General features: G+C 71.6%; 23 protein-coding genes. 8 read left to right on the plus strand and 15 right to left on the minus strand.

Annotation, left to right across the window (positions count from 1 at the left end; genetic code table 11):
* Nucleotides 1–126: 126 nt before the first annotated feature.
* Nucleotides 127–939 (minus strand): hypothetical protein, encoded by an 813-nt coding sequence (locus KCH48_RS17990; RefSeq protein WP_210575285.1) that lies wholly within the window; start codon nt 937–939, stop codon nt 127–129.
* Nucleotides 940–1,329: 390 nt separating this feature from the next.
* Nucleotides 1,330–2,259 (minus strand): DUF3152 domain-containing protein, encoded by a 930-nt coding sequence (locus KCH48_RS17995; RefSeq protein ID WP_210575286.1) that lies wholly within the window; start codon nt 2,257–2,259, stop codon nt 1,330–1,332.
* A gap of 161 nt (nt 2,260–2,420) precedes the next feature.
* Between KCH48_RS17995 and KCH48_RS18000 the strand changes: the two genes are divergently transcribed.
* From KCH48_RS18000 to KCH48_RS18020, 5 genes are all read left to right on the plus strand, one after another.
* Entirely contained in the window at nt 2,421–3,119 is a 699-nt protein-coding gene (locus KCH48_RS18000) for a response regulator transcription factor (protein WP_210575287.1), read from the plus strand.
* Nucleotides 3,116–4,669 (plus strand): cell wall metabolism sensor histidine kinase WalK, encoded by a 1,554-nt coding sequence (locus tag KCH48_RS18005; RefSeq protein WP_210575288.1) that lies wholly within the window; start codon nt 3,116–3,118, stop codon nt 4,667–4,669. The genes KCH48_RS18000 and KCH48_RS18005 overlap by 4 nt, the downstream gene beginning before the upstream one ends.
* The gene (locus KCH48_RS18010; protein WP_210575289.1) at nt 4,666–5,166 is read left to right on the plus strand and encodes a hypothetical protein; all 501 of its coding nucleotides are present in this window, start codon (nt 4,666–4,668) and stop codon (nt 5,164–5,166) included. Before KCH48_RS18005 ends, KCH48_RS18010 begins: the two co-directional genes overlap by 4 nt.
* A 196-nt stretch (nt 5,167–5,362) precedes the next feature.
* Nucleotides 5,363–7,414 (plus strand): phosphocholine-specific phospholipase C, encoded by a 2,052-nt coding sequence (locus KCH48_RS18015; protein ID WP_210575290.1) that lies wholly within the window; start codon nt 5,363–5,365, stop codon nt 7,412–7,414.
* An 88-nt stretch (nt 7,415–7,502) separates the two neighbouring features.
* Nucleotides 7,503–8,384: a phospholipid scramblase-related protein gene (locus KCH48_RS18020; RefSeq protein ID WP_210575291.1), complete on the plus strand. Its 882-nt coding sequence runs from the start codon at nt 7,503–7,505 to the stop codon at nt 8,382–8,384.
* A gap of 14 nt (nt 8,385–8,398) precedes the next feature.
* Here the strand turns inward: KCH48_RS18020 and KCH48_RS18025 are convergent, their stop codons facing one another.
* On the minus strand, nt 8,399–9,349 hold the full coding sequence (locus KCH48_RS18025) for a hypothetical protein (protein WP_210575293.1): 951 nt from the start codon (nt 9,347–9,349) through the stop codon (nt 8,399–8,401).
* Nucleotides 9,346–10,146 carry a phosphatase PAP2 family protein gene (locus KCH48_RS18030; RefSeq protein ID WP_210575295.1) on the minus strand — a complete coding sequence of 267 codons (801 nt, stop codon included), beginning with the start codon at nt 10,144–10,146 and terminating at the stop codon, nt 9,346–9,348. Before KCH48_RS18030 ends, KCH48_RS18025 begins: the two co-directional genes overlap by 4 nt.
* Nucleotides 10,147–10,361: 215 nt before the next feature.
* Here KCH48_RS18030 and KCH48_RS18035 point away from each other — a divergent pair, with 215 nt between their 5' ends.
* Complete coding sequence (locus KCH48_RS18035; RefSeq protein WP_210575297.1) at nt 10,362–10,979, plus strand: TetR/AcrR family transcriptional regulator; 618 nt, start codon at nt 10,362–10,364, stop codon at nt 10,977–10,979.
* Between the two features lie 155 nt (nt 10,980–11,134).
* On the opposite strand, the gene KCH48_RS18040 is transcribed toward KCH48_RS18035, so the two are convergent.
* Entirely contained in the window at nt 11,135–12,121 is a 987-nt protein-coding gene (locus tag KCH48_RS18040; RefSeq protein WP_210575300.1) for a DUF2510 domain-containing protein, read from the minus strand.
* A gap of 69 nt (nt 12,122–12,190) precedes the next feature.
* Nucleotides 12,191–13,345 carry an anhydro-N-acetylmuramic acid kinase gene (locus KCH48_RS18045; protein ID WP_210575302.1) on the minus strand — a complete coding sequence of 385 codons (1,155 nt, stop codon included), beginning with the start codon at nt 13,343–13,345 and terminating at the stop codon, nt 12,191–12,193.
* A gap of 219 nt (nt 13,346–13,564) precedes the next feature.
* On the opposite strand from KCH48_RS18045, the gene KCH48_RS18050 reads away from it, so the two are divergent.
* Entirely contained in the window at nt 13,565–16,249 is a 2,685-nt protein-coding gene (locus tag KCH48_RS18050; protein WP_210575303.1) for an AAA family ATPase, read from the plus strand.
* 91 nt (nt 16,250–16,340) lie between these two features.
* Here the strand turns inward: KCH48_RS18050 and KCH48_RS18055 are convergent, their stop codons facing one another.
* The 8 genes from KCH48_RS18055 to KCH48_RS18090 all read right to left on the minus strand — a co-directional run bounded on the left by KCH48_RS18055 (nt 16,341) and on the right by KCH48_RS18090 (nt 23,746).
* The gene (locus tag KCH48_RS18055; RefSeq protein WP_210575305.1) at nt 16,341–17,132 is read right to left on the minus strand and encodes an SDR family NAD(P)-dependent oxidoreductase; all 792 of its coding nucleotides are present in this window, start codon (nt 17,130–17,132) and stop codon (nt 16,341–16,343) included.
* Nucleotides 17,133–17,202: 70 nt separating this feature from the next.
* Nucleotides 17,203–18,321 carry a 3-oxoadipate enol-lactonase gene (gene pcaD, locus KCH48_RS18060; protein ID WP_210575307.1) on the minus strand — a complete coding sequence of 373 codons (1,119 nt, stop codon included), beginning with the start codon at nt 18,319–18,321 and terminating at the stop codon, nt 17,203–17,205.
* Entirely contained in the window at nt 18,318–19,613 is a 1,296-nt protein-coding gene (pcaB, locus tag KCH48_RS18065; RefSeq protein ID WP_210575309.1) for a 3-carboxy-cis,cis-muconate cycloisomerase, read from the minus strand. Before pcaB ends, pcaD begins: the two co-directional genes overlap by 4 nt.
* A complete protein-coding gene (pcaG, locus tag KCH48_RS18070; protein ID WP_210575311.1) occupies nt 19,610–20,215 on the minus strand; it encodes a protocatechuate 3,4-dioxygenase subunit alpha in 606 nt (201 codons plus the stop codon). The genes pcaB and pcaG overlap by 4 nt, the downstream gene beginning before the upstream one ends.
* A 6-nt stretch (nt 20,216–20,221) precedes the next feature.
* On the minus strand, nt 20,222–20,995 hold the full coding sequence (pcaH, locus tag KCH48_RS18075) for a protocatechuate 3,4-dioxygenase subunit beta (RefSeq protein WP_210575312.1): 774 nt from the start codon (nt 20,993–20,995) through the stop codon (nt 20,222–20,224).
* Nucleotides 20,996–21,123: 128 nt separating this feature from the next.
* Nucleotides 21,124–22,326, minus strand: a complete 1,203-nt coding sequence (locus KCH48_RS18080; protein ID WP_210575518.1) for an acetyl-CoA C-acyltransferase — start codon at nt 22,324–22,326, stop codon at nt 21,124–21,126.
* A gap of 20 nt (nt 22,327–22,346) precedes the next feature.
* The gene (locus KCH48_RS18085) at nt 22,347–22,991 is read right to left on the minus strand and encodes a CoA transferase subunit B (protein ID WP_210575313.1); all 645 of its coding nucleotides are present in this window, start codon (nt 22,989–22,991) and stop codon (nt 22,347–22,349) included.
* Nucleotides 22,991–23,746, minus strand: a complete 756-nt coding sequence (locus tag KCH48_RS18090; protein ID WP_210575314.1) for a CoA transferase subunit A — start codon at nt 23,744–23,746, stop codon at nt 22,991–22,993. The genes KCH48_RS18085 and KCH48_RS18090 overlap by 1 nt, the downstream gene beginning before the upstream one ends.
* Before the next feature lie 148 nt (nt 23,747–23,894).
* Between KCH48_RS18090 and KCH48_RS18095 the strand changes: the two genes are divergently transcribed.
* Complete coding sequence (locus tag KCH48_RS18095; protein ID WP_210575315.1) at nt 23,895–24,365, plus strand: MarR family winged helix-turn-helix transcriptional regulator; 471 nt, start codon at nt 23,895–23,897, stop codon at nt 24,363–24,365.
* Nucleotides 24,366–24,388: 23 nt separating this feature from the next.
* On the opposite strand, the gene KCH48_RS18100 is transcribed toward KCH48_RS18095, so the two are convergent.
* Nucleotides 24,389–25,360: a DUF3048 domain-containing protein gene (locus tag KCH48_RS18100; RefSeq protein WP_210575316.1), complete on the minus strand. Its 972-nt coding sequence runs from the start codon at nt 25,358–25,360 to the stop codon at nt 24,389–24,391.
* Nucleotides 25,361–25,418: the final 58 nt, after the last annotated feature.

Raw genomic sequence — 25,418 nt, forward strand, 5'->3', positions numbered from 1 at the left:
CCGGGGTCGGCGAAGGCCCCGGCCCCGACGGGTGCCGAGGCTCTGTGCACCCCACGAGAAGGGCGGCGAGGAGGCATCCGGCGGACAGCCGGTGGACGAGGGAGAGGGACGACACCGAGCGCACTCTCACTCCTCTTCACAGGGGAGGGACGGGTTCTCGTCCGGGCCGGAGGACTGGCAGAACGAGAGGTTGTACTTCCCGAATTTGAAGACCCGTCGGTAGTTGTCGGGGTCCTGCTTGAGCCCGGTGACCTGGAAAGGGCGTCCTTGGTCGTCAATGACGGTGTGCTTCTGTCGGTCGCCGACCATGTAGGTCACCCGCAGCCGGAACGCCACGTAGTACCGCAGCGATGTGGCCCGGAGCACCGCGACGTGCTGCTCATGGTTGGCCAGGACGATCGTCTGCCGGGCGAAGAACGGCGGCCCTGGCTTGAGCGAGTCGTCCTCGGCGTCGAACACCGCCCGGCGGACGATGGGAAAGGGTCTGTCCAGGTCGAGCAGAAACGTGGACGTGTCCGAACCGCTCTGCGGCGGTGCGTCGAACAGGGTCCCGGCGAGCGGATCGGAGCGCCGTACCGAGACCGGCTGGATGTCGAGGATGTTGACCTTCTCGGCGCGACGGCCCGTCAATGTCAGGCGCAGCGTCAGGGTTTCCAGGTTGACCGCGCCGGCGGAGCGCAGGAGCGCGGTGAAGCCGGGAGAAGCCGCGGCCCTTGGGTCTGCCAGCACGCGGGTCTGCTCGGCGCTGGGCCGGAAGTCGCCGGGTGTCACCGCGCTCCGGCCTTCGTCGTTCAGGCGGATGAAATCGACGGAGGCCGAGAAGTCGGGCCCGTCGCCCGCCCGGTCCTGGGTGCGGTCGTACGAGGAGAGCCAGCCACCGATCCGGTCAGGCAGTGTCGTGATCTGTTGCTCGATCGACGTGGCGACTCCCAAGAGCACGATCGGTATGAGCCACGCCTGAAAACCGCGCACGCGAGCGACCAGCCTCGCCCACATCGTGGAACCGTCGCCCCGTGCCCGGCCGATGCTCCCGGCCGGTCGACGGTCCCGGACGCCCATCCCGTGTACAGAGGGCCTGCGTTGCCGTGGCGGCCTGAGCCGCGGGCGCCTGGCAGGAGGCACGCCGTTCCTTTCGCCATCGGTGTTTTCGGCACGTCAGCATGCCACCGGGCGTACGAGGCGGGTGGGAGAACCGGCGGGTAACGCGGGATCGAGGCGGCCGGGTTCGCGGGGCCGCCGGAGTACGGCAACGTCGCCTTCGCCTCTGCCGCGCCCTGCGGGCCTACGTGCCGACACCATTGCGTGGACGCCCTCGCCCCGCCGGGTCGGTCAGGGCACGGCGGGTCCCGTGATGAGGCGGCCCTTCGTGTCGTACGGCCAGACGTTGGGTGTGCAGCCGAGCAGGCCCTTGATCTGCTGCATCATCGCCGGGGCCGGCTTGCCGGCGCCCGGGCAGGTGACATGGCCGTGGCCGAGGAAGTGGCCGACCTCGTGGTTGATGATCAGTGCCCGGTACGCGTCCACGTCGTCGGCGTACACCGGGGTCGCCAGCACCCACCGCTTGAGGTTGACCACGACGTCCTTGCCGACGCTGCAGTTGACCTCGCCGCCGGTGTCCAGCCCGTAGCGGCCGCAGATCTTGTCGACCGTGCTCGGCGTGGCGAGCCGTACGACGAAGTCGGGCGTGCCACCGGAGATACGGCGGAACGCGGACTCGCCGTCGGCGGTCCAGCCGCGCGGGTCGGCGAGAATGCCCTCCACCTGCCGGGCGACCTCGGCGGGCGACTGGGCGAGGCCGTCCTCCACGACGACCTCGTAGCGCAGCACCCGGTCGCCCCGGCCCACGGTGTCGCTCTCGCCGGCGGCGGTGGTGAACGTGCCGGGGCCCGAAGGCGGGATGTCGGCCGAGGAGGAGGCGTCCGGGGAGGACGGGTCGCCCATTCCGCTGGGCTTGCTGTCGGTCTGCTCGTCGTCCTCCGCGCTGCTGCTCGGCTTCGTGGACCGGTCCGGTGTCGGCGGGGGAGAGGGCGACCGAGTGGGGGCGACGGGCGCGTCGTGGGAGTCGGTCGCGGAGGTCTCCGGCGGTGTCCCGTGCACGGCCAGAGCGGTGACCGAGGCCAGCACCGCGATCGCGGCGAGGCCGCCCAGCAGGGGTCCTTTCCCCTTCCGGCCGGGCCCGTCGGCGTGTGCGGGGCCTCTGCGGCGACGACGGCGGGACCGCGGGGTCGACGGCGTCGCACGATGCGTGGTCGTGGTCATGGCCGTCAAGGCTGTGTACGCGATGTGATGAGACTTGGCCCGAATGGTAACGAAGCCGTAACGGTCGATCTTCGGCAGGGCTATGTGATCGTCCCGTAACAGTTCCCGGCCGGACCTCGTACCCGCCCTCAACCCCCTTGATCCGTACGGATACTGGGCGCATGCCACGTGTCTTGCTCATCGAAGACGACCGCGCCGTACGGGAGGGCGTCGTGCTCGCGCTGCGCCGTCAGCGGCACGACGTCAACGGCGTTGCCACCGGAGAGGACGGGCTGGCCCAACTGCGGTCCTTCCGGCCGGACGTCGTCGTGCTCGACCTGATGCTGCCCGGGCTGAGCGGTCTGGAGGTGTGCCGCCGGATCCGCGCCGAGGACCAGGTGCCGATCATCATGGCGACTGCCCGCGGCGACGACACGGACATCGTGGTCGGGCTGGAAGCCGGAGCGGACGACTACGTCGTGAAGCCGGTGCAGGCACGCGTCCTGGACGCCCGTATCCGCGCCGTCCTGCGCCGGGTCGGCGGCACGCCCGCCGACGGCGGCATACCGAAGATAGAGACCCACGGCGCCCAGGGTGAACTGGCCATCGACCGGGCCGGGTTGACCGTCACCCGGCAGGGAGAGCCGGTCGTCCTCGCTCCCTCCGAACTGCGGCTCCTGCTGACGCTCTCGGCCTCGCCCGGCCAGGTGTTCTCCCGGCAGCAGCTGCTGGAGGCGGTCTGGGAGCACAGTTACCACGGCGACTCACGGCTGGTGGACGCCTGCGTAAAGCGGCTGCGCACCAAGATGGGCGAGCCGGCGGGGCAGCCGCGCTACATCGAGACCGTGCGCGGCTTCGGCTACCGGTTCCGGTCCCGGTGAAATCACCGCTGCGCGGACTGCGCGGCCGGCTGCTCGTGGCCTTCGTGCTGGTCGCCGCCGTGGCCACCCTGACCACGGGCGCCCTGACCTTCCGTGAGGCACGCGTCGGAGTGCTCCAGCAGGGCCAGGACACCGTGATCAAGCGCCTGCGCCATCACGTCAACGGCGTTGCGCCGGGCATCAGTTACCCACCCGTCCAGGGCGACCTGGAGTGGGTCGCCGCCGAGGTGGCCCGCGCCGAGCCGGCCCAGAACTGGCGTGTGCTGGTCACGTATCGGGAACTGCGCGCCACCTCCACGCCCGAGGACGGCTTCGCCGAACTGACCCCCGCCATGCGCACTGCCGTGGCCGCCCGTCGGGCCGCCGTCTTCCAGCGGGTGTCGACGGACGGCCGTTCCTCGCTCGTCGTCGGCATGCCCATCACCCTGGAGACATCCGGCGAGTCCTCGGCGTCCGGGGTCGTCGTCTTCGTCACGGTGCCGCAGACCGTCGAACAGGGCTACGTCGACGCCCTGGTCGCCGCCATCGGACGCGCCGTCGTGCCGGCGCTCGGCCTGGCCGTCCTCCTCGCCCTGCTGGCCGCCCGGGGCGTGCTGCGCCCGGTACGGGAACTGCGCCGCGCCACGCGCAGCATCGCCGAGGGCCGTCTGGACACCCGGCTCGCCGTCAACGGCTCCGACGAACTCGCCGATCTCTCGCACACCTTCAACGAGACCGCCGAGGCGTTGGAGGAGTCCGTGTCGGAGCTGCGCCGTATGGAGGCCCGCGCCCGCCGTTTCGTCGCGGACGTGTCGCACGAGCTGCGCACCCCGCTGGCCGCGATGTCGGCCGTCACCGACATCCTCGACGAGGACGCGGGCGGGCTCGACCCGGACACCGCCACCGCGGTACGGCTCATCAGCGAGGAAACCGTGAAGCTCGCCCGCCTGGTGGACGACCTCATGGAGATCTCCCGCTTCGACGCGGGCGCGGCGGATCTGCGGTTGGACGACATCGATCTCGCCGAGTCCCTACGGCGCACCCTCGCCGCCCGCGCCTGGCTGGACCTGGTGGACGCCCGGCTCCCCGGGGCCGGCGAACTGCGCGGCCGGGTCGACCCGCGCCGCCTCGACGTGGTGGTCGCCAACCTGGTGGGCAATGCGCTCCGGCACGGGGCCCGGCCCGTCCAACTACGCCTGCACGCAAGGGAGATGTCGGACGCCGACGCATCGGGGTGGGCCGTCATCGAGGTGCTGGACACTGGGCCGGGCATTCCCGCCGACGTTCTGCCCCACGTCTTCGACCGCTTCTACAAGTCGGACACGGCCCGGACCCGAACGGAGGGCAGCGGCCTCGGCCTCTCGATCACCGCCGAGAACGTCCACCTGCACGGCGGCACGATCCGGGCGGCGAACCGGGCGGAGGGCGGCGCGGTGTTCTCGGTCGAGATCCCCCTGCGGCAGCCGCAGCAGGAGCCCCTGCGGCAACCCACGCATCAGCCCCCGCATCAGCCCTCGCCTCAGCCCCCGAAGCAGTCCCCGCAACCGTCCCTGAAGAAGGGGGAGTCATGAGCCCCGCTCCCGCCCCGGCCCCCCGGTCCCTCCGGCCCGCGCTGCTGTGCACGACCGCCCTTCTGCTCGCCTCCTGCGGCATCCCCGAGACCGGCGTGGTGGAGACCGGAGAGCCCGCCACCGGCATCCGGCCGGCCCAGGTCTCCTACTTCGTCAGCGAAGGCACCCTGGTTCCCGTCCGGCGCCGGGGCTTCGCCCCGGTCGACATCGAGACGGCCGTGGCGACGGTGTTCCAAGGGCCGGACGTAAGGGAACGCCGTAGCGGCATGACCACCCAGCTTCCGCCGCTGACAGGCGCTCCATCGGTCCGCGCGGACGGCGACGGCGAGGTGACGGTCGAACTGCCCCAGGGCATCGGGCCGTTGACCGAAACGGCCGTTGCCCAGCTGATCTGCACAGTCGCCTACGCCCGGTTCGACAGCGCACCGACGACGGTGACCGTGACGGTCCCCGGCGCCTGGCAGACCGAAGGCTCCACCGATTCCTGCCCCTCCTGATCAGCAGGGCCCCGGCCCTACCCCGGGCGCCGACATCCGTCGGTCGGCCGCCCCGCACCTCTCGTACCGCCGACTTTCACATCAGGGCCATCAGACCCTTCCCTGACGTTTGGTGCTCTTGGAACACTCCTTCCGCGCGCGTTCCGTCATCTGGATCCGACGGGTCGAACACCCCCAAGGGAGAGGTCCCTCACCCATGCCCGAAGTCAACCGGCGCCGATTCCTCCAAGTGGCGGGCGCCACCACGGCCTTCGCCGCCCTGTCGAGCAGCATCGAGCGCGCCGCCGCGCTCCCCGCGAACCACCGCACGGGGTCGATCGAGGATGTCGAGCACATCGTCGTCCTGATGCAGGAGAACCGTTCTTTCGACCACTACTACGGTGCGCTCAGAGGCGTCCGTGGCTTCGGTGACCCGCGGCCCGTGACCCAGCAGAACGGCAAGTCCATCTGGTACCAGTCGGACGGCACCAAGGACCTGCTGCCCTTCCACCCGGACGCCGACGACCTCGGTATGCAGTTCCTGGAGGGCCTGCCGCACTCCTGGCCGGACGGGCAGGCCGCGTACAACGAGGGCGAGTACGACAAGTGGGTGCCCGCGAAGGGCTCCACCACGATGGCGTACCTGACCCGCGACGACATCCCGTTCCACTACGCGCTCGCCGACAAGTTCACCATCTGCGACGCCTACCACTGCTCGTTCATCGGCTCGACCGACCCGAACCGCTACTACATGTGGACGGGTTACACCGGCAACGACGGCACCGGCGGCGGCCCGGTCCTCGGCAACGACGAGCTGGGCTACGGCTGGACCACGTACCCCGAGCGCCTGGAACAGGCCGGGATCTCCTGGAAGATCTACCAGGACATCGGCGACGGCCTGGACGCGGCCGGCTCCTGGGGCTGGATCCAGGACGCCTACCGCGGCAACTACGGCGACAACTCCCTGCTGTACTTCAACAAGTACCGCAATGCCAAGCCCGGCGACCCCTGGTACGACAAGGCCCGCACCGGCACCGACGTGAAGAACGGCGACGGCTACTTCGACCGGCTGAAGGCCGACGTCAAGGCCGGCAAGCTGCCGCAGATCTCCTGGATCGCCGCCCCCGAGGCGTTCTCCGAGCACTCCAACTGGCCCTCGAACTACGGCGCCTGGTACATCGCCCAGGTCCTGGACGCGCTCACCGCCAACCCCGCGGTCTGGGCGAAGACGGCGCTGTTCGTCACGTACGACGAGAACGACGGCTTCTTCGACCACGTCGTACCGCCGCTCCCGCCCAAGTCCGCCGCGCAGGGCAAGTCGACGGTGGACGTGGAGCTCGACCTCTACAAGGGCGACGCCAACCGGGTGGCCGGCCCCTACGGCCTGGGCCCGCGCGTGCCGATGCTGGTCGTCTCGCCGTGGAGCAAGGGCGGTTACGTCTGCTCCGAGACCCTGGACCACACCTCGATCCTGCAGTTCATGGAGCGCCGGTTCGGGGTGCGCGAGCCCAACATCTCGCCGTGGCGCCGGGCCGTCTGCGGTGACCTCACCTCCGCGTTCGACTTCTCCCGCAAGGACCCGCGCCCTGTCGGCCTGCCGGACACCGACGGCTACGAGCCGCCGGACCGCGAGCGCCACCCCGACTACAAGCCCACCCCGCCCGCCGACTCGCGCCTGCCCAAGCAGGAGCGCGGTCTGCGCCGGTCCCGGCCGCTCAAGTACGCCCCGTACGTGGACGGTTCGGCCGACACCGCGGCCGGGAAGTTCACGCTCACCTTCGCCACGGGCGCCAAGGCGGGTGGCGCCTTCCACGTCACCTCCGGCAACCGCACCGACGGCCCGTGGATGTACACCACCGAGGCGGGCAAGTCGATCGCGGACACCTGGAACTCGGCGTACTCCAGCGGCTCGTACGACCTGACGGTGCACGGTCCGAACGGCTTCGTGCGCGCCTTCAAGGGCGCGAACAAGACCGCCGGACCCGAGGTCACCGCCCGGCACAGGGGCGGCGACCTGGAGCTGACCTTCACCAACAAGGGCTCCGCGACGGTGGAGCTGAAGGTCGCCGACGGCTACGGCGGCCGGACGCGGCGGTTCGTGGTGCGGCGCGGTGCCACCGTGCGGCACAGCTTCGGCCTCGGGGCGAGCGGGCAGTGGTACGACCTGACGGTCACGTCCGCCTCCGACTCCGCGTTCCTGCGGCGCTTCGCCGGACGGGTCGAGACCGGGCGTCCCGGGGTGAGCGACCCGGCCGTCATCACCGAATGACCGTCACTGCAATAGGGCGGTAAAGCCTGATGCGTACGGGATGGCCGGGGCTGGTCAGGTGCTGGTGTGCTCGGGGTAGTGTGCCCCGGTGACCACGCATTCGAACACACCTGCAGGCTGGTACGCCGATCCGCACGGCGCGCCCCGGACCCTCCGCTACTGGGACGGGGCGCAGTGGACCGAGCACACCGCGCCGGACCAACAGGCGCAGGCGCAGCACGCCGGGCCGGTGCCGCAGCAGCAGGCCGCTCCGGTGCAGCAGCAGCCGCAGCAGGCCGCTCCGGTGCAGCAGCAGCCGGGCGGTCAGGATCCGCGGGTGCAGCGTCAGGTGCAGCAGCAGGCCGGAGTCGCCGGGGGCGGCTCCGGCGGCGGCACCCTGTTCACCGAGCCGGTCCTGGTGGTGAACCAGAAGGCCAAGCTGATCGAGCTGACCAACGAGTACAAGGTCATGGACCAGCACGGCAACCAGCTCGGCTCGGTCGTCCAGGTCGGGCAGAGCGCGCTGAAGAAGGCGCTGCGCTTCGTCGCCAGCCTGGATCAGTACATGACGCACAAGCTGGAGATCCGGGACGCCTACGGGCAGCCCGTGCTGCTGCTGACCCGGCCGCGCAAGTTCATCAAGTCCCGGGTGATCGTGACCCGTCCGGACGGACAGCCGGTCGGTGAGATCGTCCAGCAGAACGTCTTCGGGAAGATCAACTTCGCGATGATCGTGAACGGCCAGCAGGCCGGCGCGATCAAGGCGGAGAACTGGCGGGCCTGGAACTTCGCGATCGTGGACCACGCCGACAACGAGGTCGCCCGGATCACCAAGACCTGGGAGGGCCTCGCCAAGACGATGTTCACGACCGCGGACAACTACGTTCTCCAGGTCCACTACCAGCTGCCCGAGCCCCTGCTGAGCCTCGTGGTCGCGACGGCGCTGACCGTCGACACGGCGCTCAAGCAGGACAAGCGCGGCCTGGGCTGACGTCCCGCACGTGCTCACAGCGGTGTCAGGTGCCCCGGTTCGGCATGCCGGGGCATCGACGCCGGGACGACCGGCACCAACGCCGGTTCCGGTGACGCCGATTCGGGCTCCAGGGCGAGTACGGCGGCCACCGGGTGGTTCTCGGGAGTGACCCGGGTCAGCAGCACCACACCCCAGGACGCCAGCCCCGCTCCCGCCAGCGCGACGAGCACACCGAGCGCGCCGCCCCGCAGCCCCTCGCCCAGCAGCGACAGCCCGATCACCGCGGCGGCCACCGGGTTGGCCAGCGTCACCACGGCGAGCGGGGCACCCAGGCCGCCCCGGTAGGCGAACTGCGCCAGCAGCAGCCCGCCGACGGCGAAGACCGCGACGAGCAGCGCCACCCCGATCACCTGCCAACTGAGCAGCGGCCCAGAGCCGTCCGTGGCGGCGACCGTCACGGTCTGGGTGAGCGCGGACCCGACCCCGGAGGCGAAGCCGGACGCGGCGGCGTGCCGCAGCCCCGACCGGTCGCCCGGCCGCCCCAACAGGCCGATCAGCGTCACACTCACCCCCGCGACCGCCAGCGCCTCCGGCACGCTCAGCACCTGGCCGGGCTCGGACCCGGACGCCGCCACGACGAGGATCGCGGCGAGCCCGACCAGCGTGAACACCGTGCCCCGCCACTCCACCGCGCTGACCCGCCGCCCGGCCATCCGCGCCCCCATCGGCACCGCGGCGACCAACGTGAGCGCACCCAGCGGCTGTACGACGGTCAGCGGACCGTACCGGAGCGCCACGACGTGCATGACCGCGCCGGCCGCGTTGAGCGCGACCGAGGACCACCAGGCGCCGGTGCCGAGCAGCCGCAGCAGGCTCGCCCCCTTCGTGCGGGAGGCCAGCCGTTCCTGGGCGACCGCCGCGGACGCGTAGGCGACGGCTGAGAACAGGGACAGGACGACGGCGACCAGCGTGCCGCCGCTCATCGTCCGGCCCCCACCAGGACGTGCTCGTCGGCGGGCGCGAGCGCCGCCTGCTGACCGCGTCCGGCGGTCGTGCGGGTCCGGTGCGGCAGTTGGATCACGGCGAGCGCGAGTCCGAGCATCGCCGCCGCCACGATCGCGTCGAGCCAGTAGTGGTTGGCCGTGCCCACGATCACGAGCAGCGTCAGCATCGGGTGCAGCAGCCACAGCCAGCGCCAGCGCGACCGCGTCGCCACGATCAGGCCGATCGCCACCATCAGCGCCCACCCGAAGTGCAGCGAGGGCATCGCCGCGAACTGGTTCGACAGGGTGTCCGTCTGCGGTGAGCCGTAGACCGACGGCCCGTACACGTGCGCGGTGTCCATCAGGCCGGTCGCGGCCAGCATGCGCGGCGGGGCCAGCGGGAACGCGAGGTGCACCACCAGTGCGGCGGCGGTGACCGCGGCGAGGATCCGGCGGGCCCAGACGTAGTGCGCCGGGCGCCGCAGATACAGCCAGATCAGGAAGGCCGCGGTGGCCGGGAAGTGGACGGTGGCGTAGTAGGTGTTCGCGAGGTGCACCAGCGTGCCGTCGTGCAGCAGCAGGGACTGCACCGCGCCTTCGCCGGGGAGACGCACCGCTCGTTCCAGGTCCCACACGTGGTGTGCGTTGCGGAAGGCTTCGCCGGTGTGGCCCGTCGCCAGCATGCGGCCGAGCTTGTAGACGAGGAAGAGCCCTGCGACGAGCAGGAGCTCACGGACGAGCGGCGGCCGCGCTATCGCGTCGGACTCCGCTTCGGCAGGCTCGGTGCGGGCATTCATCCCCCGGCCCTTTCTCGCTGACGTGGTGCTGTGGGTGGAGCGGGTGGCTCACCGATACGGCCCTGTACCGATACGCGCCGGTGCCGATACTAGTCCGTTTCGATACGTCACTGTACCGATACGACGGAGTACCGGTACAGTGGTGTATCGATAGACGTACGCCACACTGGAGTGCAGGCCCGGCAGGGTGCCGCAGACGAGCGAGGGGACAGTCCATGACGTCGCAGGCCGCGGACGGACCGGAGACGGTCACCGCCTCGCGCCGCTCCAAACTGACGCCCGAGCGTGAGCAGGAGTTCTTCGACGCCGTGCTCGAACAGATCCGCAGCTGCGGATACGACGCCGTGACCATGGACGGCGTCGCCGCCAGCACTCGGTGCAGCAAGTCCACGCTCTACCGGCAGTGGAAGACCAAGCCCCAGTTCGTGGCGGCGGCGCTGCGCTCGAACCGCGAGGTCCGCTTCGCGGGCATCGACACCGGATCACTCGCCGAGGACCTGCGCGAGGTCGCGCGCGCCGCGGCCGAGTGGTCGACGAAGGACGCCACCACGCTGATGCAGGCGCTCGGGCACGCCGTCATGCAGGACAAGGAGCTTCAGCAGGCGCTGCGTGAGGCGCTCGTCGAGCCGGAGGTCGCCGCGCTGGAGGAGATCCTCCGGCGTGGGGTCGAGCGGGGCGAGGTCGCGGCTGACCATCCCGCGCTGCCGTATGTCGCCGCGCAGATGTTCGGCGTCCAGCGCGTGCGACCGGTACTCGAAGGGGAATCCGCCGACCCGGAGTATCTGTTGAGATTCGTGGAGGCCGCCGTGCTCCCGGCACTCGGCCTGACCTGAGACCCAGGCCGCCGTCCATGGGATGACTGGACGGTGACCTGTCCGCGCCGCACCGTGGGGACGGGGGCGGCGCGCACCCCCCGGCCGGGTGGGGTGCCCTTTGAGCGGAGGGCGCCCCACCCGGCCGACTCATGTCCGGGGCACGGAGCAGCGGCTCACACGTCCTGGCCGCTGCCGCCGCCGGACGCCGTCTTGATGCCCTTGGCGATCTCGTCGAGGACGGTCTGCTTCTCACTGACGTCCACGCCCAGCCGGACGACGACGATCTGCTGGGGGTTCGCGGGCGAGGGGAAGGCGAGCGACTCGACGTACCCGTCGGAGCCCTTGCTGGTGACCGCCTTCCAGCGGACCTGGTAGCCCTTCTGCCCGGCCACGGTGACGGCCTTGGAGGCCAGCACCGGGTGCGAGGTGATCTTGCCGTAGGACTTGCCGCCGTACGACTGCTCGGCGTTCTCCGCGATGTCCGCCTTGGCGACCTGCTCGGCCGTGCTGCCCTTGGTGCCCAGCACGAGGGCGGGCGCCGAGTACGCGCCGCCCTTGGTGCAGGTCGCGGAGGTGTCGCCGGGGCACTTGTAGGAGGCGTCCGAGGTGACCGAGGCGCCGACCGACAACTGCTGGCCGTACCAGCCGTCGGGAATGGGGATGCTGATCCCGCTGACCGGGTCGGTCACCGAACCGCTGTCGATCTTCGGCGCCTCGGACCCCTCGGGCGAGGGTGAGGGCGAGGGACCGCCGGAGCCACCCGACCCGCCGTCGCCGAAGGGCCCGCCCTGTCCGCCGGGACCGCCCTGTCCGTCCGGCGCCTGCGGTGACGAGTCCGCCGCGCTGCCGCCCCCGCCGTCGTCCTTGGACAGCGCGTACACGCCCACGCCGATGCTCGCGAGGACCGCGGCCGCCACCGCGACGGCTATCCCGGTCCGCAGCCCGCGCCGCGCACCGGCGGGAGGCTGCACGGGATACGCGGGGTAGGCCGGAAACGCGCCCCCGGCGCCGGGCTGCGTCGGGGGACCCCAAGCGGCGCCCGACCCCGCCGGGCGGGTCTGGTCCGTCCATGCCTTGCCGTCCCACCAGCGTTCGGTGGGAGGACCGTCACTTGTCTGCCCGGGGTCGGGGTGCCAGCCGGGGGGAGTCTCCTGCGTCATGACCCCACCGTATGAGGCGTCGGTGAAAGGCGGATGAGAAGACCGGGACCGGAACAGGTGCGAGCGTGCTCATTTCAGGACGAGTCGTACGGGGAACTCGGCCGCCGGCGCCGGAAGGCGCAGTCCGTCCCGGCCGGGCGTCACCGAACCGAGCACGCGCGCGTGCCGTGCGCCCGTGCCCGCCGGATCCGTGCCCGGCAGCCCGTGCACGGTGAGGAACCCGAGCACCGCGAACGCGTACGCCTCCTTCGCGTCCGACGGCAGCCCCAGCTCGTCGGACGTGCCGAGCGCCACCCCCGGCAGCAACTCGGCGAGCCTCCTCATCAGCACCGGATTGCGGGTCCCGCCACCCGAGGCGATCACCTCCGTGGCGCCCACCCCGCGCACGGCGTCGGCGACCGTCCGGGCCGTGAGCATGGTCAGCGTGGCGAGCACGTCCTCGGCGGGCAGCGTCCCGAGCCCGGCGAGCGCCTCGTGCAGATGGCGCAGATGGAACAACTCCTCGCCCGTCGTCTTCGGCGCGGGCAGCGCGTAGTACGGCTCGGCCAGCAGCCGCTCCAGCAGCAGATGGTGCACCCGGCCCCGGGCCGCCAGCGCCCCGTCCTGGTCGTACTCCAGACGCCCGCCGCTGAACCCCCGCGCCGCCGCGTCGATCAGCGCGCACCCCGGACCGGTGTCGAAGGCGGTCCCGTCAGGGGCGGTCAGATTGGCGATGCCCCCGATGTTCAGCGCGACCGGCGTCCCCGGCCGGCCGCGCAGCCACAGCCGGTCGACCAGCGCGACCAGCGGTGCGCCCTGGCCCCCGGCGGCGATGTCGCGCGGCCGGAAGTCGGCGACCACCGGCAGCCCGGTCGCCTCGGCGATCCAGGCGGGCTGCCCGAGCTGAAGCGTGCCGTGCACCCGCCCCTCCGCCACCCAGTGGTAGACGGTCTGCCCGTGTGAGGCGACCAACTCGGCCCGCCCCTCGCACAGTTCACGGTCGGCCCGCACGGCCGCCGCCGCGAACGCCTGCCCGACCCGCGTGTCCAGCCGGCACACCTCCGCCATCGTGACGGCACCCGGCGGCAGCGCCACCGCCAGCGCGTCCCGCAGCTCCGCGTCATACGGCTCACTCACCATCCCGAGCCGCTTCAGCACCAGCGTGTCCCCGACGAGCTCCAACTCGGCCGCCGCCGCGTCGATGGCGTCGTACGACGTGCCCGACATCAGACCGATCACCCGCATCGTCTCAACTCGCCTTGCTCCTCGAAAGTCGCCTTCGTTCCCACGAGTATTGACGGTGCGTCACCTTCGCAACAGCAGGTGGCACGCCGTCCGCGTCGTCCGCGGGCCCGCGCTGTCACCCGTGACGGGAACAGCTCCCCGGACCCGCCCGCACCGCGCCGACCGGAGGGCTACGCTCGGGTTCGGTACGTCGTTCGGGCGACTTGGGGAGGTAGCGGGATGACGGAGGTAGGGCCCACGGCGGCCGCCTCGGCTCCCCTGTGGGAGCGCGACCGGGAGATCGCCGCCGTGGAGGAGGCGCTCACCACGCTGCGCGCGGACCGCTCGTCCTCGGGCAGCCTCCTGGTGTTCCGGGGCGAGGCCGGACTCGGCAAGACCGCGCTGCTGGCCCAGACCCGCCGCATCGCCGAGGCACGCGGCTGCACGGTCTGGTCGGCCCGCGGCGGCGAGACCCTGAAGTCCGTCCCCTTCAATGTCGTACGACAACTGCTGCAGCCCGCGCTGGTGTCGCTGATGCCGGAGGAGGCGCGCGAATACCTCGGCGACTGGTACGACATCGCCGGCCCCGCCCTCGGCATCACCGACCCCGGCGACCGGCACGCCGACCCGCAGGGCGTGTGCGACGGCCTGGTCGCCGCGGTGCGCCGGCTGGCCCGGCGCGACTGGCCGCTCGTGCTGCTGATCGACGACGCCCACTGGGCCGACCAGGAGACCCTGCGCTGGCTCGCCGCCTTCGCCGAACGCCTCGACGACCTGTCCGTCCTGGTCGTCGTGGCCCGCCGCCCCGGCGAGGTCGCCGCCGACAGCGCCCGCTACCTCGACGCGGTCGCCGCGGCGGCGGGCGCACCGGTCACCAACCTGAGCGCCCTGACCCCGGACGCGACCGCGGGCCTCACCCGCGCCACCGTCGGCCCGCACGCCGACGCCCCGTTCTGCCGCGAGGTCTGGGCCGTCACCGGCGGCAACCCCTACGAGACCGTAGAACTCCTCGCCAAGGTCCAGGACAGCGAACTCGAACCCGTCGAGGCCCAGGCCGCCGAACTGCGCGCCCTGAACCGCTCGGCCCGCGGCGGCGGCCTCGTCGCCCGCCTGGAGGGACTCGGCGTCGACGCCACCCGGTTCGCCTGGGCCGCCGCGATCCTCGGCGCGGACATCTCCATCGACCTGGTCGCCCGGCTCGCCACCATGAGCCACGGCCAAGCCGTGCGCTGCGCCGAACTGCTGTGCAACGCCCGCATCCTCACCGAACCCGACCCGGCGACCGCCCGCGCCGGCGACAGCGGCCTGGAGTTCGTGCATCCGCTGATCGCGACCGCCGTCTACAACTCCATCCCGCCCGCCCTGTGCACCGCGATGCACGGCATCGCCGCCCAGGTCGTCACCGACTCCGGCCGTGGCGCCGCGGCCGCCTCCCGGCACCTTCTCCTGGTCCACCCGGACGACGACGAGGAAGTCGTCGAGCAGCTGCGCGAGGCGGCCCGCGAACACCTCGCCGTCGGCGCCCCCGACGCGGCCCGCCGCTGCCTTGACCGCGCCCTGGTGGAGCCGCCGCTGCCCGAGGTCCACGCGCGCGTGCTCTACGAACTGGGCTGTGCCACGCTGCTGACCGCGCCCGCCACCACCATCCACCACCTCCAGTCCGCGCTCGCCATGCCCGGCCTCGACGGCGCCGAACGCGTGGACGCCGTCTTCCGGCTCTCTCAGGCGCTCCTCCACAACGACCAGCTGGAGGAGGCCGTCCGCACGGTCGAGGCGGAAGCCGCCCGGCACGAGGAGGGCCCGGCCAAGCTGCGCCTGCAAGCCGTGCAGTACATGTGGGAGGGCATCTACGCGGGCGAGACGACCACCCCGGGCCGCTCCGAGCGGCTCGCCGGGCTCGCCGCGACCTGCACCGGCAAGGACAACTCCGAGCGTGCCCTGCTGATGCTGCGCGGCTTCGACGCCATGACCCACGGTGAGAACGCCGAGGAGGTCGTCGACCTGTGCGACCGCTCCCTCGTCAACGGCCGGCTCGCCCCCGGACTCGGCTGGACCGACACCGAGTGGGGCCTCGAACTGCTGCTGATGCTGGCCAACTCGTACGCCTACACCGACCGCCTCGACCGCGCCGACGCCCTCTACACGGAGGCCCTGCGCGCCTACGAGTCCGCGGGCTGGAGCGGCGGCCACCTCGCCCTCGCGCACGCCTACGTCGGTCTCGGCCACCGCAGAAGGGGCCGCCTCCGGGAGGCGGAGACATCCCTGCGCGAGGGGCTGCGGCTGGCCGAGCGCGTGGGCCGCGGTCTTCCCCTGTACTGGACGGCGACCTGCAACCTCGTCGACACGCTGCTCGCCCGCGGCCACGTCGACGAGGCCTGGTCGATCGCCGAGCAGCACGGCTTCGGGCCGCCCTACCCGTCCACCATCGTCATCCCAGACCCGCGCTCCGTACGCGGCCGTCTCCTGCTCGCGACCGGCCACACGAAGGACGGCATCAACGAGCTGGAGGCCGCGGAGAAGGCGGCGACCGTGCGGGGCCACCACAACCCGGTGATGGTCCCCTGGGCCGTCGACCTGGCCCGGGCCCTCGCCACCGAGGACCCGGTCCGCGCCGCCCGGCTCGCCTCCGACGCCCGCCGCCAGGCCGAGCGGTTCGGCACGGACACCGCGATTGGCGAGGCCTTGCGCTGTGCCGCGGCCCTGGAGACCGGGCAGCGCGCGGTCCGGCTTGCCGCCCAGGCGGTCGCCTACCTGGAGGCTTCGCCGTGCCAGTACGAGCATGCTGCCGCTCGTGTCGAGTACGGCATCGCTGCGAGGTCGGTGTCCGAACTTAACCGGGGGTTGGCGCTGGCGCGTTCTTGCGGGGCCGATGGGTTGGTGGCCCAGGCGCGAGAAGTGCTTGAGACGGGGCGCGGGTTGCGGTGAGCGCGCCGCGGAGAGTGCGGCGAACGGCTGTCGAGCGGCTGCGGCGGCGTCGTGGCTGGTCGCGCAGTTCCCCGCGCCCCTTTGGGGCGCTTCAGGTGCTCAGCAACTGGTCGGTGACCGTCGCCAGGCGCTTGCGTACCTCGTGGTCGTACGTCGCCGCGTGCGCCCGCGCTGGACGCGTTCCGTCGAAGTAGCCGCCCGTGCCCAGGTCCTGTGTGGCGAGGGCCAGTACGCCGGGGGCGCCGTCGGCGATCGAGGTCATCGGGGCGATGCCGCCCTCGCGGACCATCGCCGTGTCCATGAAGGTCGCGGGGTGCAGGACGTTGGCGGACACGCCGGTGCCGTCGAGTTCCTCGGCGAGCGTGAACGTATGGGCGGCTAGTGCGAACTTGGCGCGGCAGTATGCGGCGAAACCGTCGTAGCCGCGGGTGAACTCGGGGTCGTCGAAGTCGAGCGGCTCCTGGCCGGCCGACCCGACGTTGACGATCCGGGCGGGCGGGTTCGCGCGCAGGACCGGCAGCAGGGCGCGGGTCAGTTCGACCGGGGCCAAGTAGTCGACCGCCAGCCGCAGTTCGTGGCCGTCGGCGCTCAGCTCCCGTCCGGAGCCGCGCGGTCCTGAGCCCACGCCGGCGTTGTTGATCAGCACGTCCAGCTCGGTGTGGGCGGCGGCGACCCGGGCTCCCAGGTCGCGCACCTGGGCCAGCGAGGCCAGATCAGCGACGAACCCCTCGGCGGCGCCCTCCGTGCGCAACTCGGCGACCAACCGCTCCGTACGGCCCGGATCGCGGCCGTGGGCCAGGACCAGGTGTCCGGAGCGGACCAGTTCGAAGGCGATGTACCGGCCGAGACCGGAGGTGGCGCCGGTGATCAGGATGGTGGACATGCCTTCACCGTAGGCACATGGGCCAGCGCTCTGCTTGATGCTGTTGAGGCTACGACCGGCAGGGTCACCCTCAGCCGGTTTCGTCCTCCTCGGCCAGAACCCGCTGGGCCGCCGCGAAGGCCGCGTTCGCCGCCGGCACCCCGCAGTACACCGCGGTCTGCAGCAGCACCGCGCCGATCTCCTCCGGGGTCAGCCCGTTGCGCCGCGCCGCCCGCACATGCATGGCCAGCTCGTCGTAGTGCCCGTGGGCGACCAGCGCCGTCAGCGTGATCATGCTGCGCTCGCGGCGCGAGAGCGTCGGGTCGGTCCAGATCTCGCCCCAGGCGTAGCGCGAGATGAAGTCCTGGAAGCGGGCGGTGAAGGGGGTCTGGCGGTCCTGCGCCCGGTCGACGTGCGCGTCGCCGAGCACCTCGCGCCGCACCTCCATGCCACGCGGGGCGGAACCGTCGAAGTGCGCCCGCAGGGCGGTGAGCACGGCCTCGGGGCACTGGGCGGGCGCCAGATGCGAGGCGCCGGGGATCTCCACGAGGGCGGCACCCGGCACCGCGTCCGCGATCTCCCGCAGATGCACGGGTGGCGTCGCGGTGTCCTCGCGTCCGGCGATCAGCAGGGTGGGCGCGGAGATCTCGGGCAGCCGGTCCCGGATGTCGAAGGCGGCGAGCGCGTCGCACAGGGCGGCGTACGCGCCGGGATCGCTCTCCCGCATGTCCTGGACCAGCCGGGGCACGGTGAACCCCGCCGTGAACCAGCGCTCGTTCGCGCTCTCCGCGAGCCCCGCCACCCCTTCCGCCCGCACCAGCGCGGCCCGTTCCTCCCACGGCTTGGAGCCGCCGTAGTGGGAGGACGAGCAGATCACCGCGAGGGACTCCACCCGCTCGGGGTGGTGCACCGCGAGATGCAGCCCCACCGAACCGCCGATCGAGACACCCGCGTAACGGAACCGCTCGATGCCGAGCGAGTCGGCGAGGGCCAGCACCAGGTCGGCGAGATCACCTATGGTCGCCCCCGCCGCGATCAGATCGGCCGCCGAGCCGCCCTGCCCCGGCAGGTCCCAGCGGATCACCCGATGTGTGACGGACAGCTCGGGCGCGACCTTGTCCCACAGGGCGTACGAGGTGCCGACCGAGGGTCCGAGAAGCAGCGGGGGTGCGGAAGCGGGGCCTTCGGCAAGGTGGTTGAGGAGTTTCAACGTCGCTCCAAAGCGCGGTCGGTGAGGGCTCCGGCGGAGCCGGTGTAGTGGGTGGGGTCCAGGTCGACGTCCCGCAGCTCCGGCGCCTCGGCGAGCGGGCGCCCCTCGGACGCCAGCCGGGTGAGCAGTTCCTTCGCGCGGGCCCGGCCCAGGACCGGGGCCAGCTCGGCGGACAGCCGTTCCGAGACGATCAACCCATGGGTGAGATCAAGGTGTTCGCGCATGACATCGTGCCTGACCCGCAGCCCCTCGGCCAGCTCCACGGCGTCCCGGGCGGCCCCGCCGGCCAACCGCAGCAGCTCCCTCAGCGGCTCCCACTCGGCGTGCCAGGCCCCGGCCGGCCGCTCGTCCTCCGCCGCCAGCGACCCGTACAGCGTGGCGGCGAGCTGAGGTGCCCGGCGCGCGGCGGCGGCGATGAGGGTGGACCGTACCGGATTGGACTTGTGCGGCATGGCGGACGAGCCCCCGCCGCTGCCCTCCGTGACCTCGGCGATCTCGGTGCGGGAGAGGGTGAGGACATCGACGGCGATCTTGCCGAGCGCGCCCGCCGTGAAGGCGAGACATGCGGCGAGATCGGCGATGGGTGTCCGCAGGGTGTGCCAGGGCAACAGGGGCGCCCGCAGGCCGAGTTCGCGCGCGTAGGCCTCCGGGAGAGACACGGCGTCCTCGGCTCCGTACGCCCCGAAGGCCGCCAACGTCCCGGCGGCGCCCCCGAGTTGTGCGGGCAGGCCGTCCCGTACGGCGGTCACCCGGTCCCGTGCGTCGAGCACCAGCGACCGCCACCCGGCCGCCTTCAGCCCGAACGTCGTCGGTACGGCGTGCTGCGTGAGCGTCCGTCCCGGCATCGGGGAGTCACGGTGCTCGACGGCCAGGCGGGCCAGCGCCCGTTCCGTGCGGCCGAGGTCGGTGAGGAGGAGGTCCAGGGTGCGGGCGGCGACCAGCATCGTCGCCGTGTCCATGATGTCCTGGCTGGTCGCGCCCCGGTGGACGTAGGGGCCGTACTCCTCGCCGACCGCCCTGGTCAGATCCGCGACCAGGGGGATGACCGGATTACCGCCGCCCCGCGCGCGCTCGGCGATCGAGGCCACATCGAAGCGCCCGGCGTCCGCCGCCTCCGTCACCGCGTCAGCGGCCTCCTCCGGGGCGAGCCCCAGCGCGGCCTGGGCGCGCGTCAGCGCCGCTTCCGCGTCGAGCAGCGCCGTCAGATAAGCGCCGTCGCCGGTGGCCTTTGCGGCGGGGGAGCCTGCCCACCCGGGGGCGAGCAGGCCGGTGTCGGGTTCGGCAGCTGTCACTGGAACTCCAGGAAGACCGTTTCGCCTTCGCCTTGAAGGCGGATGTCGAAACGGTATGTGCCGTTGCCCCCGTCCGTGGCGATCAGCGTGTCGCGTCGGTCCTGGTCCAGCCGCGCCAGCAGCGGATCGGCGGCCAGCGCGGCCTCGTCGCCCGGCAGATAGATCCGGGTGAACAGATGCACCAGCAGCCCGCGCGCGAACACGCACACACTGATGTACGGCGCACTCTGCCCGCGCGCCCCGGGCCGCAGCGTCCGCGCGCTCCAGTGCCCGTTGGCATCCGTCTGGATCCGCCCCCAGCCGGTGAACTCCACGCCGTTACGCCCCAGGAAGCCACCGCTCGCCGGGTCGCGCCGCATCGAACCGTCGACCTGCGGCACATTGCCGTCCGGGTCGGCGCCCCACAGCTCCACGAACGCGTCCGGCAGCGGCTTGCCCTCCCCGTCCAGCACATATCCCTGCAGCGCGATCGTGTCCGGGTGGCCGATCGGCGCGATGTCGCCGCCGCCGGGGAAGGGCAGGGCATGACCGTAGAAGGGGCCGACCGTGTGCGACGGGGTAGGAAGCACGGCCTCGGGATTGCTCGTGTCGATCTTCGTCATCGTGGGTCAGCGTCCCTCTTCGATCCAGGTGGCGTTCGGTCCGTCGAGCACGATGTCCCAGTGGTAGCCCATCGAGAACTCCGGCACCGACAGGCTGTGGTCGTACGTCGCCACCAGCCGCTGCCGGGCCGCGTCGTCCGTCACCGACTGGATGATCGGGTCGTACGGGAACAACGGATCGCTCGGGAAGTACATCTGCGTCACCAACCGCTGCGTGAACGCCGACCCGAAGATCGAGAAGTGGATGTGCGCCGGCCGCCAGGCGTTGAGGTGCTGGCGCCACGGGTACGGGCCCGGCTGGATGGTGGTGAACGAGTAGAACCCGCCGTCGTCGGACAGCGTGCGCCCCACACCCGTGAAGTTCGGATCCAGCGGCGCGTCGTGCTGCTCACGCTGATGCGCGTACCGGCCCGCCGAGTTGGCCTGCCAGATCTCGATCAGCTGCCCCCGAATCGGCCGCCCGTCCCGGTCCAGCAACCGCCCGGACACAGTGATCCGCTCACCGATCGGCTCCCCGTTGTGCTGCCGGGTCAGGTCATGGTCGATCTCAGTGATGTCCCGCTCCCCGAAGGCCGGGGAGGCCAACTCCACCAGCTCCGGATCCTGAGACACATCGATGGCGACCGGCGGCTGCTTCGGGTGCCGGAGAACCGAGGACCGGTACGGGGCATAGTCACGGCGCGGCTGATGCTCGACGGGAGCCCCGTCGGCGACACGCTTTTCATAGGCGGCGTGCTCGGCGGCGATTTCTTGGTCGATGTCGTGCTGGGTGAGTGTCATGGGGGAGTTCCTTGAGCTTCCTGACGGTCACGTGAAAACAGGGGGCGGCACAACGCCCCGTTAGGGGCGCGGGGAACTGCGCGACCAGCCACAACGGGCCCGCAGCCTCCGAACAACCAGAGGACCCCCTACCGTTCGAGGACGAGGGCAAGACCCTGCCCCACACCGATACAAAGGGTCGCGACACCAACCCCACTTCCCGCACGGGCAAGCTGATGGGCCACGGTCCCCGCAAGCCGCGCCCCGGACGCACCCAGCGGATGCCCCAGCGCAATCGCCCCACCTTGCGGATTGAGGATCCCCGGATCGAACTCGGGCCACTCGGCAACACACCCCAACACCTGCGCGGCGAACGCTTCGTTCAGCTCCAGCACCGACAGATCATCAAACCCCCTGCCCGCCTTGGCCAGCGCACGCGTCACCGCTTCGACGGGGGCAAGCCCGAAATAGTGAGGGTCGACCGCGTTGACGCCGCTCGCGGAGACCCGTGCAAGCGGCTCGCGCCCCGTCGCCTTCAGCCCCTCCTCGTCCACAAGCAGCAGCGCCGCCGCACCGTCGTTGAGCGGGGACGCGTTGCCTGCGGTGACCGTGCCCTCGGAGGTGCGGAAGGACGGCTTCAGCTTCGCCATCGCGGCCGGAGAGGCGTCCGCGCGGACGCATTCGTCGGCGCCGAAGACGATCGGGTCGCCCTTGCGCTGCGGGACCGGCACCGGGGCCAGCTCGGCGTCGAACAGCCCCGCCTGCTGGGCGCGCGCGGCCTTCTGATGGGAGGCCAACGCGAACTCGTCCTGCTGCTCACGACTGATCTTGTGCTTCTCGGCGATCAGCTCGGCACTCTCGCCCAGCGGAACAGTCCACTGTGGCTCCATCTTCGGGTTGACCATCCGCCAGCCGAGGGTCGTGGAGTACAGCTCGGCGTGCCCGGCCGGGAACGGCTTGTCGGACTTCGGCAGCACATACGGCGCACGGGTCATCGACTCCACACCACCGGCCACGGCGATGGACGCGTCCCCGAGGGCGATCGCGCGGGCCGCCTGGATCACGGCTTCCAGACCCGACGCGCACAGCCGGTTCACGGTGACGCCCGGCACGGACGTCGGCAGTCCGGCCAGCAGCGCGGCCATGCGGCCGACGTTGCGGTTCTCCTCACCCGCGCCGTTGGCGTTGCCGAAGTAGACGTCCTCGATCCGCGACGGATCCAACTGCGGTGTACGGGCGAGGAGTTCGCGGATGGCGTGGGCGCCCAGGTCGTCCGGGCGCACGCTCGCCAGACCGCCGTTGTAGCGGCCGATCGGCGTACGCACCGCGTCGATGATGTAGACGTCCCTCACTGCGGACTTCACTGCGGACTTCACTTCAGGCCCTCCGCTACGGTCAGCTTCGCGTCGGTCTTGCCGGTGATCTCGTCGACGCTCACACCGGGCGCCGTCTCGACGAGCACCAGGCCGTCGTCGGTCACTTCCAGCACACCGAGGTCGGTGATGATCCGGTTCACACACGCCTTCCCGGTGAGCGGCAGCGCGCACTCCTCCAGGATCTTCGGGGAGTCGTCCTTGGCGGTGTGCGTCATCACCACGATCACCGTGCGGGCGCCGTGCACGAGGTCCATCGCGCCGCCGATCCCGGTGATCATCTTGCCGGGGATGGCCCAGTTCGCGAGGTCCCCGCGGGCGGAGACCTGCATGGCGCCGAGCACCGCGACGTCGATGTGGCCGCCGCGGATCATCGAGAAGGACAGCGCCGAGTCGAAGTAGGACGCGCCCGGCAGGACCGTGACGGTCTCCTTGCCCGCGTTGATCAGGTCGGGGTCGACCTGGTCCTCGGTGGGGTAGGGGCCGGTGCCCAGGATGCCGTTCTCCGACTCCAGGATCACCTCCACGCCCGCCGGGAGGTAGTTCGGGATCAGGGTCGGCAGGCCGATGCCGAGATTGACGTACTGGCCGTCCTGAAGTTCGCACGCGGCGCGGGCGGCCATCTGTTGCCGGGTCCAGGCCATCAGCTGCTCACCGTCCGCTGCTCGATCTTCTTGTCCGCCGCCTGCTCCGGGGTGAGGGCGAGGACCCGCCGCACGAAGATGCCGGGCAGATGCACCGCGTCCGGGTCGATCTCGCCGGGCTCGACGAGTTCCTCGACCTCGGCGATCGTCACCCGGCCGGCCATCGCCGCGAGGGGGTTGAAGTTCCGCGAGGACTTGTTGAAGACCAGGTTCCCGTGCCGGTCGCCCTTCGCCGCCCGCACCAGCGCGAAGTCGGTGCGGATGCCGCGCTCCAGCACGTACTCCGTGCCGTCGAACTCCCGAACCTCCTTCGCCGGGGAGGCCAGAGCGACGCCGCCGGAGCCGTCGTAGCGCCAGGGCAGTCCGCCATCGGAGACCAGGGTTCCGACACCGGCGGGGGTGTAGAAGGCGGGGATGCCGGCGCCGCCGGCCCGCAGCCGCTCGGCGAGGGTGCCCTGCGGGATCAGCTCGACTTCCAGCTCACCGGCCAGGTACTGCCGCGCGAACTCCTTGTTCGCCCCGATGTAGGAGCCGGTCACCCGGGCGATCCGGCCCGCGGCGAGCAGCACGGCGAGACCGGACTCCATCGCCCCGCAGTTGTTGGACACGACGCCCAGACCGCTCACGCCCCGCTCGTACAGCGCCTGGATCAGTACGTTCGGCACACCGCTCAGCCCGAATCCGCCGACCGCGAGGGTCGCGCCGTCCGGCACATCGGCCACCGCCTCCAGGGCCGTGGCGACCACCTTGTCCATCCGCGCAGCCTTCCACTTGCTCAGCGCACTGAGTATTTCAGCGAACTTTCTCTCAAGCTGCCACTATGGGAGTCTGGCGTCAATACTCACTGGTCTTCAGTGCACCAACCGTCTTCAGTGCACCAACCAATACGACTCGGGAGCACACATGGCCGCGGTGGACCTCACCACCCACCCCGGGCACCTGGCCCGGCGCCTCCAGCAGGCTCACTACCTGCTGTGGAACACCATGGTCTCCGAGGAGATCACGTCACCGCAGTTCGCCGTCCTCAACGCGCTCGTCGCCGAGCCGGGCCTCGACCAGCGCACGGTGGGGGAGCGCGTGGGGCTCGACCGGTCGACCATCGCCGAGGTGATCAGCCGGCTCGGCCGCCGGGGTCTGCTCGACAAGGTGCGTGACCCGCAGGACGGCCGCCGCTTCCTGCTGCGGCTGACGGACGAGGGTACCCGGATCCACCGCAAGCTCACGGTCCGTACCGCCCGGATGAACCAGGTCTTCCTGGCCCCGCTCTCCGCCGAGGAACAGACCGTCTTCTTCGACCTCATCCGCCGTGTCTCGGACGCGGCGGAGGGGCTCCGCAATCCGACGGAACCTCTTACGGCGTCGAAGGCGGGGTAGCGGCGTCTCTACGAGGACGGTCTCTACGAGGGCGCGAAGACCACCCACACCTGGCCCTCGGCGAAGGCGACCGGCATGCCGTTCCCGGCGGTGAATTCCGTGCCGTCGGTGGCGTCCGCGCGCTTCCAGTCGGCGTCGAAGACCTTGCCGTCGCGCAGCACCTCCGCCCTGCCCTCGCCGACCGTCTCGGTGTACGGCGTCGTGTTGCCGAGGGAGTCGTGGAAGTCGGACTCGCGCACCTTCACGTACTGGACCACGACCGTCGCCGGCGCCAACCGCGCTCCGTCGGTGGTCACCGTCGGAGAACCGTCCATCGAGACCAGCCAGCGGTCGCGGCTCTCGGACCAGGTGAAGGTGAACCGGGCGGCCGGGTAGCGAACGGTCAGGGAGGTCTCGGGCGTGCCGCCCGAGGGTGCGGTGCCGTAGCGGAATCCGGTCGTCAGCGCGTCCGCGCCGGGCGCGGAGGGGATCAGCCGGGCGGGCCGCAGGTAGAGGTTGTGCGGGGCGGGTGTGGACGTGCCCCGGTAGTAGGCGTCGGACGCCTTGCCGGGCGGCTGGGCGTTCACCGGCTCCTCGTCGATCAGCGGGAGCAGTCTGCGCTGGGCCCCCGAGAAGGCGAGCGTGGGCCGGTCGAACTGGCGCAGCAGCTCCAGATCGGACTCGCGGGCGCTGCGTACCGGGCCGATCACGGGCGGCAGCTTGGTCGCGTACACCGCCATCAGCCTGCTCAGGCCGCCCTCGACCTGCTCGACGTACACGATGTCCGCGGAGTCGAGCCCTGTGTGGGGGCGGGCCGAGCGGGCGTTGTCGATCTTCACGGCGAGCACCGAGCCCTCGGCCGCCCGGCTCTGCGACGGCCGCTCGCCCGGTTCCCGGCCCGGTCCACGCCCGTCGTCGCCCGACGAGGTGCAGCCGGCCGCCAGGGAGAGCGTCATCAGGGCGGCCAGGAGCGCCACCCCCGTCGTGGCGCGTCGCGTGCGCGCCCTGCGTCCCATGCCCACCGTTGCCACCTGTCTCGTGTCAACGATTGTGCACGTACAGGCCGATTAATAG

It is taken from the genome of Streptomyces sp. GESEQ-4, assembly GCF_017948455.1.
Lineage (GTDB): Bacteria > Actinomycetota > Actinomycetes > Streptomycetales > Streptomycetaceae > Streptomyces.